Source organism: Streptomyces sp. NPDC016677, assembly GCF_055562815.1.
The window spans coordinates 13,755-26,529 of the sequence record NZ_JBVHEO010000019.1 but is presented as its reverse complement, the minus strand read 5'-3'; the positions used below and the strand labels follow the sequence as shown (position 1 = coordinate 26,529).

The 12,775-nt window shown below is 72.1% G+C and carries 13 protein-coding genes; 9 read left to right on the top strand and 4 right to left on the bottom strand.

Going from position 1 to position 12,775, the window contains the following annotated elements:
• A complete protein-coding gene (locus ACZ3IG_RS32320) occupies positions 1-687 on the bottom strand; it encodes a glycerophosphodiester phosphodiesterase (RefSeq protein ID WP_467436548.1) in 687 nt (228 codons plus the stop codon).
• 208 nt (positions 688-895) lie between these two features.
• On the opposite strand from ACZ3IG_RS32320, the gene ACZ3IG_RS32315 reads away from it, so the two are divergent.
• From ACZ3IG_RS32315 to ACZ3IG_RS32300, 4 genes are all read left to right on the top strand, one after another.
• Positions 896-2,293 (top strand): DUF6421 family protein, encoded by a 1,398-nt coding sequence (locus ACZ3IG_RS32315; protein WP_467436546.1) that lies wholly within the window; start codon positions 896-898, stop codon positions 2,291-2,293.
• Positions 2,294-2,337: 44 nt separating this feature from the next.
• The gene (locus tag ACZ3IG_RS32310) at positions 2,338-3,093 is read left to right on the top strand and encodes an SDR family NAD(P)-dependent oxidoreductase (RefSeq protein ID WP_467436666.1); all 756 of its coding nucleotides are present in this window, start codon (positions 2,338-2,340) and stop codon (positions 3,091-3,093) included.
• Positions 3,090-4,160, top strand: a complete 1,071-nt coding sequence (locus ACZ3IG_RS32305; RefSeq protein ID WP_467436545.1) for a threonine aldolase family protein — start codon at positions 3,090-3,092, stop codon at positions 4,158-4,160. Before ACZ3IG_RS32310 ends, ACZ3IG_RS32305 begins: the two co-directional genes overlap by 4 nt.
• Before the next feature lie 104 nt (positions 4,161-4,264).
• Positions 4,265-4,858 (top strand): transglutaminase domain-containing protein, encoded by a 594-nt coding sequence (locus ACZ3IG_RS32300; RefSeq protein ID WP_467436543.1) that lies wholly within the window; start codon positions 4,265-4,267, stop codon positions 4,856-4,858.
• A 24-nt stretch (positions 4,859-4,882) separates the two neighbouring features.
• Here ACZ3IG_RS32300 and ACZ3IG_RS32295 read toward each other — a convergent pair whose 3' ends face one another.
• The gene (locus tag ACZ3IG_RS32295; protein ID WP_467436542.1) at positions 4,883-5,611 is read right to left on the bottom strand and encodes a lysophospholipid acyltransferase family protein; all 729 of its coding nucleotides are present in this window, start codon (positions 5,609-5,611) and stop codon (positions 4,883-4,885) included.
• Between the two features lie 233 nt (positions 5,612-5,844).
• Here ACZ3IG_RS32295 and ACZ3IG_RS32290 point away from each other — a divergent pair, with 233 nt between their 5' ends.
• The 4 genes from ACZ3IG_RS32290 (at position 5,845) to ACZ3IG_RS32275 (ending at position 8,862) form a co-directional block, all read left to right on the top strand.
• On the top strand, positions 5,845-6,177 hold the full coding sequence (locus tag ACZ3IG_RS32290; protein ID WP_467436540.1) for a TlpA family protein disulfide reductase: 333 nt from the start codon (positions 5,845-5,847) through the stop codon (positions 6,175-6,177).
• Positions 6,178-6,312: 135 nt separating this feature from the next.
• The gene (locus ACZ3IG_RS32285) at positions 6,313-6,822 is read left to right on the top strand and encodes a flavin reductase family protein (RefSeq protein WP_467436539.1); all 510 of its coding nucleotides are present in this window, start codon (positions 6,313-6,315) and stop codon (positions 6,820-6,822) included.
• A gap of 219 nt (positions 6,823-7,041) precedes the next feature.
• Positions 7,042-7,830, top strand: a complete 789-nt coding sequence (locus ACZ3IG_RS32280; protein ID WP_467436537.1) for an electron transfer flavoprotein subunit beta/FixA family protein — start codon at positions 7,042-7,044, stop codon at positions 7,828-7,830.
• Positions 7,831-7,887: 57 nt separating this feature from the next.
• A complete protein-coding gene (locus ACZ3IG_RS32275) occupies positions 7,888-8,862 on the top strand; it encodes an electron transfer flavoprotein subunit alpha/FixB family protein (RefSeq protein ID WP_467436536.1) in 975 nt (324 codons plus the stop codon).
• A gap of 68 nt (positions 8,863-8,930) precedes the next feature.
• Here the strand turns inward: ACZ3IG_RS32275 and ACZ3IG_RS32270 are convergent, their stop codons facing one another.
• Positions 8,931-9,830, bottom strand: a complete 900-nt coding sequence (locus tag ACZ3IG_RS32270; protein ID WP_467436535.1) for an endonuclease/exonuclease/phosphatase family protein — start codon at positions 9,828-9,830, stop codon at positions 8,931-8,933.
• Between the two features lie 207 nt (positions 9,831-10,037).
• Between ACZ3IG_RS32270 and ACZ3IG_RS32265 the strand changes: the two genes are divergently transcribed.
• Complete coding sequence (locus ACZ3IG_RS32265; RefSeq protein ID WP_467436533.1) at positions 10,038-11,402, top strand: DUF6986 family protein; 1,365 nt, start codon at positions 10,038-10,040, stop codon at positions 11,400-11,402.
• Positions 11,403-11,576: 174 nt separating this feature from the next.
• On the opposite strand, the gene ACZ3IG_RS32260 is transcribed toward ACZ3IG_RS32265, so the two are convergent.
• The gene (locus ACZ3IG_RS32260; RefSeq protein ID WP_467436532.1) at positions 11,577-12,617 is read right to left on the bottom strand and encodes a LacI family DNA-binding transcriptional regulator; all 1,041 of its coding nucleotides are present in this window, start codon (positions 12,615-12,617) and stop codon (positions 11,577-11,579) included.
• Positions 12,618-12,775 lie beyond the last annotated feature (158 nt).

Sequence of the window (12,775 nt, the reverse complement as noted above, 5' to 3'; positions counted from 1 at the left end):
TCAGGCGGTGAAGCGGCCGGTGCGCTTGATCTCCGGGTAGTCGGTCGTCACGCCGTCCAGGCCGAAGGCCCGCGCCAGGCGCAGGTGCTCCTGGGTGTTGACCACCCAGCCGATGATCCTCAGCTCCGCCGCGCGGGCCAGTTCCACGGTCTCCAGGGTGAGCCGGCGGATGTTGAGGCAGACGGTCGCGGCACCGGCCTCGACGGCGCGTTCCACGACGTCGGTGCCGATGGGGCGGCTGGCGATGAGGGCGGTCCGTACGCCCGGCACCAGCCGGCCCGTCTCGGCGACCGCCTCGTCGTGGAACGAGGACACCTCCACCCGCCCGGCCAGCCCCCGCTCCTCGATCACCTCGGCCAGGGCCCGGGCCGCCGCCACGTCCTTGATCTCCGCCTGCAACGGCAGCGACACGGCGTCCAGCACCTCCTCGAACAGCGGGACGCGCTCCCCGTGCCCCGCGTCGAGCGTGCGCAGCTCGGCGAGGGTCTTCCCGGCGATCGGACCGGTGCCGTCGGTCGTGCGGTCCACGTCCGTGTCGTGCATGACGACGAGGGCGCCGTCCTTGCTCAGGTGCAGATCGAGTTCGATCACGTCGAGCCCGGCCCGCTCGGCGGCGACGAAGGACCGCAGGGTGTTCTCGGGCTCGACGCCCATGACGCCCCGGTGACCGATGGTAAGGAAGTTCAAGACACGACCCGCTTCCGTCGGACGTCGGACGGTGACACGACCCGCAGCCTAACCGCCCGGCGGGGAGCGCCCCTCCCCGGTGACCCACAGGAAAAAGTGCGGTGAAGCCCGGGGTGCGGCAGGATAATTTCCCGAGGTTCCTCTTGATGAGGGAAACCTTGTATGCATACGGTGTCCTTACGCGAGGTTCTCCCGTGGAGGATGGAACATGACGGAAATTCTTGTGCAGGCGGGTACGGAGGAGCGGCTTCCTCCGGCGGACAGGGTGGTGGAGCACCCGGCGTGGCCCGTGCTCAAGGATGCCGTGGAGCGCATCCGCCCCTGGCAGTCCAAGGACGGGTCGATCGACTTCGCCGCCGAGGGCGCCCCCGAGCGGAGCGCCGCCGAGGACGCCGTACGCCGGGTCGCCGACGCCGTACGGGAGCTGTCGCCGCTGCTGCCGCACGACCGCGCCTACCACGAGGCCCTGGTGACGGACCTCGGACGCTGGGCCGAGGGCGGCTTCCAGGTGCCCGACTTCCTCGACTCGCTGCTGGCCTTCCAGCCCGCCGCGCACCGCGCCGACGGCCTCCAGCACCTGGTCGTCTTCCCGATGTACACGCAGAACGGCAACCCGGACCGCAACCTCGAAGCGGTCGTGCTGCGCATGGTCTGGCCCGACTGGCTGGCCGAACTGGAGCGCACCCGCTACGACAACCCGCTGTTCTGCGGCATCACCTTCGAGGACTTCACCTCGGGCTACGACACCAACTCCGCCGTTCTCTTCCCGGAGACCATCGCCGTGCGCGAGGCCCCCGAGCGCTTCACCTGGGGCGGCATCTTCTGCGACCGCGAGGCCGCCCGCTTCCGCCGCGTCACCGCCGCCGCCGTCGACGTGCTGGGCCTGGAACTGCCCGAGGACGTCGCCGCGATGGTCCACGACCAGCAGCGCTGCCAGGAGGCGTTCGTGCTGTGGGACATGGTCCACGACCGCACCCACAGCCACGGCGACCTGCCCTTCGACCCGTTCATGATCAAGCAGCGCCAGCCGTTCTGGATGTACGGCCTGGAGGAGCTGCGCTGCGACCTCACCGCCTTCAAGGAGGCCGTGAAGCTCGCCGGCGAAGGCGTACCGCAGGCCCGGGACGTACAGGTCGCGGTCCTCTTCGACCGCATGTTCCGCTTCCCGGTGACCGGTGAACGCGTCCGCAACTACGACGGGCTCGGCGGCCAGCTCCTCTTCGCCTACCTGCACAAGCACGACGTCGTCCGCTGGACCGACAACCGCCTCTCGATCGACTGGGAGCGCGCCCCCCAGGTCACCAACCAGCTGTGCGCGGAGATCGAGACCCTCTACCGCAACGGTATCGACCGCCCCAAACTCGTCCACTGGTTCGCCGGCTACGAGCTGGTCTCCACCTACCTCGCCCCCCACCCGGGCTCCAAGTGGGCCAAGGGCCCCGACGCCCTCGACCTGACCCTGCCGCCGCGCAAGCTCGTGGACGACGTGCTTCCGGACGAGTTTCCGCTGAGCATGTTCTACGAGGCCCTGTCCAAGAAGCTCAAGAACGTGATCGCGTCGACCCGGGGCATCACGGCGGACAGCGCCGAGCGGGCCGCCGCGTGAGCGACGGCACCGGCATCGCGAACAAGGCTCGGGAGGCGAGGACCATGGGGCCCAACGGCAACGGGACGCTCGACGGCGCGGTGATCGCCGTGGCCGGCGCGGGCGGTCCCGCGGGACGGGCCGCGCTGCTGCGGCTCGCCGAGGCGGGGGCGACGGTCGTCGGCTCGGACAACGACCCGCAGAAGCTGGCGGAGGCGGTGGACGCGGCGCGCTACGCGCACGGCGGCGCCACCGTCACCGGTGAGACCGTCGACCTGCTCGACCTGGACGCCGCGCGCGCCTGGGCCGACGGGATCGAGAAGGAGTACGGCCGCGTCGACGGCCTGGTCCACCTGGTGGGCGGCTGGCGCGGCAGCCAGACCTTCACCAAGACCGACCTCGGCGACTGGGACCTGCTCGAGAAGCTCCTCGTGCGCACCGTCCAGCACACCTCCCTCGCCTTCCACGAGGCCCTCCAGCGCAGCGACCGCGGCCGGTACGTCCTGATCAGCGCGGCCGGCGCGTCGAAACCGACCGCGGGCAACGCCGCGTACTCGGCCGCCAAGGCCGCCGCCGAGGCGTGGACGCTCGCCCTGGCCGACTACTTCCGCAAAGCGGGGGGCGAGCGGGGGCCGGCCTCGGCGGCTGCGATCCTGGTGGTGAAGGCGTTGGTGCACGACGCGATGCGCGCCGAGCGCCCGAACGCGAAGTTCGCGGGCTTCACGGACGTCAAGGACCTGGCCGAGGCGGTCGCCGGAGTCTGGGAGAAGCCCGCCGCGGAAGTGAACGGAAACCGTCTGTGGCTGACCGAGAAGCCGTGAACCCCCCGAAGACCGACGCGCGTCGCCATCACGACCCCGAGGAACGCGGTTTCGCCAGTGACAACTACGCCGGGGCCCACCCGGAGGTGCTCGCCGCCCTGGCCCTGGCCAACGGCGGCCACCAGGTCGCGTACGGCGAGGACGCGTACACGGAGAACCTTCAGCGGGTGATCCGCGGCCACTTCGGGCCCACGGCCGAGGCGTTCCCGGTCTTCAACGGCACCGGCGCCAACGTCGTCGCGCTCCAGGCGGTCACCGACCGCTGGGGCGCGGTGATCTGCGCCGAGAGCGCGCACATCAACGTCGACGAGGGCGGCGCCCCCGAGCGCATGGGCGGCCTCAAGCTGCTCACCGTCCCCACCCCCGACGGCAAGCTCACCCCCGAGCTGATCGACCGGCAGGCGTACGGCTGGGACGACGAGCACCGGGCCATGCCCCAGGTCGTCTCGATCACCCAGAGCACCGAACTCGGCACCCTCTACACACCCGGCGAGATCCGCGCGATCTGCGACCACGCCCACGCGCACGGCATGACCGTGCACCTGGACGGCTCACGGATAGCCAACGCCGCCGCCTCCCTCGACGTCCCCATGCGGACCTTCACCAACGCGGTCGGCGTCGACATCCTCTCGCTGGGCGGCACCAAGAACGGCGCCCTGTTCGGCGAGGCGGTGGTCGTCGTCAACCAGGACGCCGTGCGCCACATGCCGCACCTGCGCAAGCTGTCCATGCAGCTCGCCTCCAAGATGCGCTTCGTCTCCGTGCAGTTGGAGGCGCTGCTCGCCAAGGACCTGTGGCTGCGCAACGCCCGGCACTCCAACGAGATGGCCCAGCGCCTGGCCGAGGGCGTGCGCGCCGTGCACGGCGTGGAGATCCTCCACCCGGTGCAGGCCAACGCCGTCTTCGCCCGGCTGCCGCACGACGTGAGCGAACGCCTGCGGAAGCGGTTCCGCTTCTACTTCTGGGACGAGGCGGCCGGCGACGTCCGCTGGATGTGCGCCTTCGACACCACCGAGGACGACGTGGACGCGTTCGTGGCGGCGCTCAAGGAGGAGATGGCCCGGTAAGCGCGGCACCCGGACCGTGACCACAGGTGTGCGGTGATGCATAGGTATGCGGTCACCCGGAAATCTATTGACCCAGGGTGATCGCTTTCCTATGCTCTGCGGGCATGGAGCTGATCCAGGAAACCTCTGACCTGTCCGCTTATCTCGCCGCCGACGAGGTGATCGACCACGAGCACCCGCTGGTCAGGGAGACGGCCGCGCGCCTCGCCAAGGGCGCGGAGGACTCGTATGCCTATGCGCGGCTCGCGTTCGAGTTCGTCCGGGACGCCGTGCCGCACTCGCAGGACTCGGGCGACCCGCGCGTCACCTGGCGGGCCTCCGACGTCCTGGAGCAGCGCACCGGCATCTGCTACGCCAAGGCCCACGCCCTGGCCGCGCTGCTGCGGGCCGAGGACATCCCCACCGCGCTCTGCTACCAGCGGCTGCTGCACGACGACGGCGGCGGACACGTCGTGCACGGACTGGTCGCCGTACGGTTCAACGGCGCCTGGCACCGGCAGGACCCGCGCGGGAACAAGCCCGGCGTCGACGCCCGGTTCTCCCTGGACGGGGAACGGCTGGCCTTCACCGCGGACACCGCGGCCGGCGAGGCGGACCACCCGCTCCTGCGCACCGCACCGCACCCGGCCGTACTGCACGCCCTGCGCACCGCCACCGACCGGCCGCACCTGTGGCGGATCCTGCCGAGCGCCCTGTAGCGGCCCGGGGCCCGGGCCCCGCGGTCAGTGCGCCTCGGCCGCGCGGACCTGCTCCGGCGTCGGGGCGGTGCCGCCCAGGTGGGCCGGCATCCACCAGGTGTCCTCCGGGCCCTTCGGCCGCACCGGGTAGGCGCGCTGAGCGGCCTCCAGCAGCTCGTGCACGCGCCCGCGCAGACGGCGGGTGATCGCGCCCGCGTACTGCTCGCGCGGGGCCTCCATCGCCTCGCCGACCCGGATGGTGATCGGGGTGTGGCTCCGCTTGAAGTTGCGCGGGTGGCCCTTGGTCCACAGCCGCTGGGTGCCCCACAGCGCCATCGGCACCAGCGGGACGCCCGCCTCCTGCGCCAGCCGCGCCGCACCCGACTTGAAGCTCTTGAGCGTGAACGACTCGGAGATCGTCGCCTCCGGGAAGACCCCGACGATCTCGCCGGACCGCAGCGAGTCCAGCGCGTGCGCGTACGCCGCCTCGCCCTGCTTGCGGTCGACCGGGATGTGCTTCATCGACCGCATCAGGGGGCCGGAGACGCGGTGCCGGAAGACCGACTCCTTCGCCATGAAGCGCACGAGCCGCTTCTGCGGCAGCGCCGCCAGGCCGTCGAAGATGAAGTCCAGGTAGCTGATGTGGTTGCTCACCAGCACGGCGCCGCCCGAGCGCGGGATGTTCTCCGAACCCTGGCAGTCGATCTTGAGGTCCCACACCTTGAACAGGGTGCGGGCGAGACCGATGGCCGGACGGTAGACGAGTTCTGCCATGGGCGGCGCGGACCCTTCCTTCTTCGACTGGGGAGGGGACTCCCAGAAGAAACTTACGCAGCCGTAGGTTTACGGCTTGTCGCAGATCGTGCCCGAAGAACGACCGGTGTACCAGCCCTGGTGCCCGTAGCGGGCGAGATTCTCGTCACGTCCCCCTCGTGCGGCGGCCGGACGGGAATCTTTCACCGTTCCGTGGGCGCTGTACGGGCGGGGAACCGGACCGAGACGGGAGCGTGCGTGTGGGCGGGCGGGACGAGGACGAGCGGCTGGGCGCCGCCGAGCTGGGCGCGGAACTGGGGGAGCGGGCCACGCTCGTCCAGTTCTCCAGCGCCTTCTGCGCCCCGTGCCGGGCCACCCGCCGGGTGCTCCACGAGGTCGCCGGACTGGTCCCGGGGATCGCCCATGTCGAGATCGACGCCGAGGCCCGCCTGGAGCTGGTCCGCGCCCTGGACATCGTCAGCACGCCGACCGTGCTGGTCCTGGACGCCGAGGGCCGCGTGGTGCGGCGGGCCGCCGGGCAGCCGCGCAAGGCGGACGTGATCGCCGCGCTCGGGGAGGCCGTGTGACGGCACCTCCCCGGCGGCATGGGTTCCGCATTCCGGAACACCCGCTTGACGGTGCGCGGCACCTGTCGTCAGCCTGACACTTGAGCCTCCGGCCATCCCTTCCCCGGCCGGGGCGCGGCGCAGAAGGACTCACGCATGACGGTCACACCCGACCTGGCCCGTCTCCGATCCGACACCCCCGCCCTGCTGCGGTCCGTCTTCCGGCGGCACGCGGCGGGCGTCGCCGTGATCACCGCGTGCGGTGACGCGGGCCCCGTGGGCTTCACCGCCACGTCCCTCACCTCGGTCTCCGCCGAGCCGCCGCTGGTCTCCTTCGGCGTCGGTACCGGGTCCTCCAGCTGGCCGGTGATCGCCGAGGCCGGACACGTCGGCGTGCACATACTCGGCGAGCACCAGCAGGACCTGGCCGCCACCTTCGCCCGCAGCGGCGCCGACCGCTTCGGACCGGGCACGGCCTGGCGTACGGGTCCCGAGGGGGTGCCCGTCCTGGACGGCGTCCTGGCCTGGCTGGTCTGCCGCGTCGCCGGCCGCGTCCCCGCGGGCGACCACCGCATCGTGCTCGCCGAGGTGCTGCTCGGCGACCCCACCGGCGACGGCCGGCCCCTCGTGTACCACCAGGGGCGTTTCGACGGCCTGCGCGGCTGACCGGCGCGGGGGCGCCTGCGCGGAGCCGTCGGGCTCCGGTTACGCTGCGTTGCGAAGGTCACAGTTCAAAGCGCTTGCTCAGCGGGAACGAACTGAGTGTACTGACGAGTAATATTTCGGCCGGAGGGCAGGTCGCCCCGGCCGGGATCGGCCGCTTGGGGCGCCTATGCTGCCTGCAAGAGGCAGCAACGGAAATGTCGACGCAGTAGGAGAGCCGGCGTGAGCTTGAGGATCGTTGTCACTGTGAAGTACGTGCCCGACGCCACCGGCGACCGGCACTTCGCCGATGACCTGACCGTCGACCGGGACGACGTGGACGGTCTGCTCTCCGAGCTGGACGAGTACGCGGTCGAGCAGGCGCTCCAGATCTCGGAGAATTCCGACGACGACGTGGAGATCACCGTCCTGACGGTGGGCCCCGAGGACGCCAAGGACGCGCTGCGCAAGGCGCTGTCGATGGGCGCGGACAAGGCGATCCACGTCGAGGACGACGACCTGCACGGCACGGACGCCATCGGCACCTCCCTGGTGCTGGCCAAGGCCGTCGAGAAGGCCGGGTACGACCTGGTCGTCTCCGGCATGGCCTCCACCGACGGCACCATGGGCGTCGTCCCCGCGCTGCTCGCCGAGCGCCTGGGCGTGCCGCAGGTCACTCTGCTGTCCGAGGTCTCCGTCGAGGACGGCAAGGTGACCGGCCGCCGCGACGGCGACGCCGCCTCCGAGCGGCTGGAGGCCTCCCTCCCGGCGGTCGTGTCGGTGACCGACCAGTCGGGCGAGGCCCGTTACCCGTCCTTCAAGGGCATCATGGCGGCCAAGAAGAAGCCGGTTCAGTCCTGGGACCTGTCCGACCTCGACATCGACGAGGACGAGGTCGGCCTGGAGAACGCCTACACGGTCGTGGAGTCGGCGGCCGAGCGCCCGGCGCGCACCGCGGGCACGATCGTCAAGGACGAGGGCGAGGGCGGCAAGCAGCTCGCCGAGTTCCTCGCGGGCCAGAAGTTCATCTGAGCCCCCGCGATCCGCTGACCGTCCCTCATCTTTCGCAAGCAGGAGAGAAGAAGTCCCATGGCTGAAGTTCTCGTCTACGTCGACCACGTGGACGGTGCCGTCCGCAAGCCGACCCTGGAGCTGCTCACCCTGGCCCGCCGCGTCGGCGAGCCCGTCGCCGTCGCGCTGGGCAACGGCGCCGCCGACACCGCCGCCGCCCTCGCCGAGCACGGCGCGGTGAAGGTCCTCACCCACGACGCCGCCGAGTACGCCGACTACCTGGTCGTCCCGAAGGTCGACGCCCTCCAGGCCGCCGTCGAGGCCGTGTCCGCCGGGGGCTCCCTCGCCGCCGTGCTGGTGCCGTCCTCGGCCGAGGGCAAGGAGATCGCCGCCCGCCTCGCGCTGCGCATCGGCTCCGGCATCATCACCGACGCCGTCGACCTGGAGGCCGGCGACGAGGGCCCGGTGGCGACCCAGTCCGTCTTCGCCGCCGCGTACTCCACCAAGTCCCGCGTCTCCAAGGGCACCCCGGTCATCACGGTCAAGCCCAACAGCGCCGCCGTCGAGGCCGCCCCGGCCGCCGGCGCCGTCGAGGCCCTGTCGGTGACCTTCTCCGCCGCCGCCACCGGCACCAAGGTCACCTCGCGCACGCCGCGCGAGTCGACCGGCCGTCCGGAGCTGACCGAGGCCGCGATCGTGGTCTCCGGCGGCCGTGGCGTCAACGGCGCGGAGAACTTCGCGATCATCGAGGCGCTCGCCGACTCCCTCGGCGCGGCCGTCGGCGCCTCGCGCGCCGCGGTGGACGCGGGCTGGTACCCGCACACCAACCAGGTCGGCCAGACCGGCAAGTCCGTCTCGCCGCAGCTGTACATCGCCTCCGGCATCTCCGGCGCGATCCAGCACCGCGCGGGCATGCAGACCTCGAAGACCATCGTCGCGGTCAACAAGGACGCCGAGGCCCCGATCTTCGACCTGGTCGACTACGGCGTCGTCGGCGACCTGTTCGACGTCGTCCCGCAGCTCACCGAGGAGATCAAGGCACGCAAGGGCTGAGCCTCCCCAGGCCGTGCCGAGGCCCCCGCGACCGCCACCGGTCGCGGGGGCCTCGGCCGTCCCCGCCCTCAGCCGAGCGTCAGCGACGCCTGCACCGGCAGGTGGTCGCTCGGGAACTGCCCGTCCCGCGCGTACGTGTTGATCGCCGCGCGGTGCACCGTGACGCCCGGGGTGACCAGGATCCAGTCGATCCGGTCGCCGTCCGGGGTCAGCGGCCGGTAACCGTGGAACGTCGCGTAGAGCGCGCTGCGCTCCGCCGCCGCGTCCCAGGAGTCGACGAGACCGGCGCCCAGCATGGTGTCGTAGACGGGGTTGCCGTGCGCGGCCACGTTGAAGTCACCGGTCACCACCAGCGGCAGCGACACGTCGAGGCGGCCGATCCGCTGTGCGATGAGCGAGGCGGCACGCGCGCGTGCGTTCTGGCTCGCATTGTCCAGGTGGGTGTTGAGGAAGAAGAACTCCCGGCCGCCGTCGCGCAGATCCCGGAAGCGGACCCAGGTGACCATGCGGATGGAACCGCCGCCCCAGGTGTTGGAGCCGATCACGTCCGGCGTGTCCGAGAGCCAGAAGTGGTCGTACTCCAGCGGGGCGAGCCGGCGGGTGTCGTAGTACACGGCCATGAACTCGTCGCGGCTGCCGCCCGCGCGGCCGGTGCCGATCCAGTCGTAGGACGCGCCGAGGTCGGCCTCGATGTCCCGGACCTGCTGGTAGAGGCCCTCCTGGGTGCCGAGGACGTGCGGGCGTTCGTGGCGCAGCAGTGCGCGGGTCACGGGTCTGCGGGCGGCCCAGCTGTTGGGTTCGGTGGTGGAGGCGAAGCGCAGGTTGAACGACATGACCTCCAGGGGACCGGCGCCGCGCTCCGCCGGCGCGGCGGCGGCGGGCGCGGTACCGGCGAGGGGCAGGGCGGCGGCGGTGGCCAGGGCGGTCTTCAGGCTCAGACGGCGGGTGAACCGGCCGGGGTTCGGCACGGGAGCTCCTTCCGAAGGGCTGCGCTGGTGGGCACGTCGACCGTGCCAGATGGACGTGAACATGCCGAGAGGGGCGGATGGATCGGTGGGCAAGAGGGTGTTGACCGGCGGGAAGATCGCCGGATAGCTTCACTCTACGGATTGTTGATTCCGTAAAGCGGAATTTCCGCTGGTGGGGTTCCGTGGCGGACATGAGGAGGGTGTGGCATGGGGCAGCTGGAGAAGGTGGCGACGAGCCTCGCGGGCGCCGTCGGCGAGGAGATCAGCGCCTCCCTCGCGCCGGTCGACGCGGAGCTGGCGCGCCGCTACCCCGGGGACCCCGGGACGCGCCAGCCCGTCCACACCGTCTACGTCCCCGGTGACGCCTTCAACGCCGGCACCGTCCGCTCCTGGGGCGACCGGGCGCTGGCCGCGCTCGACGAACACGCCCCGGACGCCGCCTCCTTCGCGGCCGTCCTCGGCCTGCCGGACGACCTCGCCGAACCGGTGTACGCGCGCGTGCGCGCCAAACTGGAGCGCGAGCCGGTGGAAGACCTCCGGATCGACTTCGAGGACGGCTACCAGGGCCAGGACGAGGACCAGGACGCCGCCCGCGCCGCCCGGCTGGTCGCCGAGGCCCAGCGTGGGGGCACCTCCCGGCCGAAGGCCGGGGGAGGCACGGCCGCCCCGTACACGGGCATCCGCATGAAGTGCCTGGAGGCCGCCGTCCGCGACCGGGGCATCCGCACGCTGGACATCTTCCTCACCGGCCTGCTGGAGGCGGGCGGACTGCCCGGCGGGCTGGTCCTGACCCTGCCCAAGGTGACGTACGCCGAGCAGGTCACCGCCATGGTGCGGCTCCTGACGGCGTTCGAGGAGACGCACGGCCTCGCGCCGGGCCGGATCGGCTTCGAGATCCAGATCGAGACCAGCCAGGCGATCCTCGCCGCCGACGGCACCGCGACGGTCGCCCGCATGATCCGGGCCGCCGAGGGCCGCGCCACCGGCCTGCACTACGGCACCTTCGACTACAGCGCCTGCCTCGGCGTCTCCGCCGCCCACCAGGCCAGTGACCACCCGGCCGCCGACCACGCCAAGGCGGTCATGCAGGTCGCCGCCGCGGGCACCGGCGTACGGGTGTCCGACGGCTCCACCAACGTGCTGCCCGTCGGCCCCACCGCCCGGGTGCACGACGCCTGGCGCCTGCACTACGGGCTCACCCGTCGTGCCCTGGCCCGTGCCTACTACCAGGGCTGGGACATGCACCCCGGCCACCTCCCGACCCGCTACGCGGCCGTCTTCGCCTTCTACCGGGAGGGCTTCGCCCAGGCCGCCGACCGCCTCGCCCGCTACGTCGGCCGCGGCGGCGGCGACGTCATGGACGAGCCCGCCACCGCCAAGGCCCTCAGCGGCTATCTGCTGCGCGGCCTGGACTGCGGCGCCCTCGACACGGGCGAGGTCGCCCGCCTGACCGGGCTGACCCGCGCCGACCTGGAAGGCTTCTCGGCGCCGAGGCGCGGAGACCTGCGCGCTCCCGGCCTCCCGGCCGGCGAGGCCGCCGCTCCCGGTGGCGGGCGGTCCGGCGGCAGGTGAGACGTCAGGTGCGGGAGAGGGCGAAGGAGACCGAAGACGTACGCCTCGCCGCGGCCCTCCTTCGCCGTCCCCGCGGAACCGGGCACGCCCTCGGGACGTTGGCCGATGCACACCGCCGCCACAGGCGGCCGGGCGGGGCTCGGCGGCGCGTGGACGTCCGCCGTCGGTCCGCCGTCAGTCCGCCGGGGGCAGCTCGCCCGAGCCGCGCGCTATCAGCCGGGTCGGCAGTTCGATGCGTTCGGGGACGAGCAGGCCGCCGTCCAGCTGGCCGAAGAGGCGCTCCGCGGCGGTCCTGCCCAGGGCCGCCGCGTCCTGGGCGACCACGGTGAGCCCCGGCCGCAGCAGGTCGGCGAGTTCGATGTCGTCGAAGCCGACGAGGGCGACGCCACGGGTGTGCCCGGCCAGGACCCGGATCACGGTGACCGTCACCCGGTTGTTGCCCGTGAAAATGGCGGTGACCGGATGGGGGTCCGCGAGCATCGCCTCGGCTGCCCGGCGCACCCGCTCCGGGTCGGTGACGCCCAGGGACATCCAGGAGTCCTTCACGGGTATGCCCGCGTCCTCCATCGCCGCCCGGTAGCCGCGCAGCCGCTCCGCGGCGGTGTGGATGCGCGGCATGTCGCCGATGAAGCCGATCCGGCGGTGGCCGTGCGCGATGAGGTGGGCGACACCGTCCCGGGCGCCGCCGAAGTTGTCGCACAGCACCACGTCCGCGTCGACATGACCGGCCGGCCGGTCAACGAAGACCGTGGCGACCCCCGCCTTCAGTTCCGGCTCCAGATACCGGTGGTCGTCCCCGGCCGGGATCACCACCAGCCCGTCGACCCGCCGCGCGCACAGGGCCAGTACCAGCTCCTGCTCCCGCTCCGGGTCCTCGGCGCTGGACCCGTTGATGAGCAGGGCGCCGTGCGAGCGGGCCACCTCCTCCACGGCTCGGCTGAGCGGTCCGTAGAACGGGTCCGCGAGGTCCTCCAGCACCAGGCCGACGCTGGCCGTGCGGCCCTTGCGGAGCACCCGCGCGCTGTCGTTGCGGCGGAAGCCGAGCGCGTCGATGGCCTCCTGGACGCGGCGCTCGGTCTCCGGGGTCACCCCCGGCTCCCCGTTGACCACACGGGAGACGGTCTTCAGGCCGACACCGGCGCGGGCGGCGACGTCCTTCATGGTCGGACGGTTGCCGTAACGGTTCCCGGTGCTGCGGTGCACGGGGCGGGCCATGTCGGGCACGATGGGGGATCCTGTCCTGTCGTCCACGGGAAGCGACGGCTCCTGTCGTCCACGGGGGCGGTGCGCCCATGGGGTTGTATGAGGATGTGGCGTCGAGCATAGAGCCTGGACAACGTTGTCAGATCGGGCGGACACTGTCCATCGCGGAG

Bases quoted from the DNA above. Each gene is read 5' to 3' on its own strand.
- ACZ3IG_RS32275 (WP_467436536.1), top strand. From the start codon at position 7,888: ATGGCTGAAGTTCTCGTCTACGTCGACCACGTGGACGGTGCCGTCCGC.
- ACZ3IG_RS32285 (WP_467436539.1), top strand. From the start codon at position 6,313: ATGACGGTCACACCCGACCTGGCCCGTCTCCGATCCGACACCCCCGCC.
- ACZ3IG_RS32265 (WP_467436533.1), top strand. From the start codon at position 10,038: ATGGGGCAGCTGGAGAAGGTGGCGACGAGCCTCGCGGGCGCCGTCGGC.
- ACZ3IG_RS32300 (WP_467436543.1), top strand. From the start codon at position 4,265: ATGGAGCTGATCCAGGAAACCTCTGACCTGTCCGCTTATCTCGCCGCC.
- ACZ3IG_RS32260 (WP_467436532.1), bottom strand. From the start codon at position 12,617: ATGGCCCGCCCCGTGCACCGCAGCACCGGGAACCGTTACGGCAACCGT.
- ACZ3IG_RS32315 (WP_467436546.1), top strand. From the start codon at position 896: ATGACGGAAATTCTTGTGCAGGCGGGTACGGAGGAGCGGCTTCCTCCG.
- ACZ3IG_RS32295 (WP_467436542.1), bottom strand. From the start codon at position 5,611: ATGGCAGAACTCGTCTACCGTCCGGCCATCGGTCTCGCCCGCACCCTG.
- ACZ3IG_RS32310 (WP_467436666.1), top strand. From the start codon at position 2,338: ATGGGGCCCAACGGCAACGGGACGCTCGACGGCGCGGTGATCGCCGTG.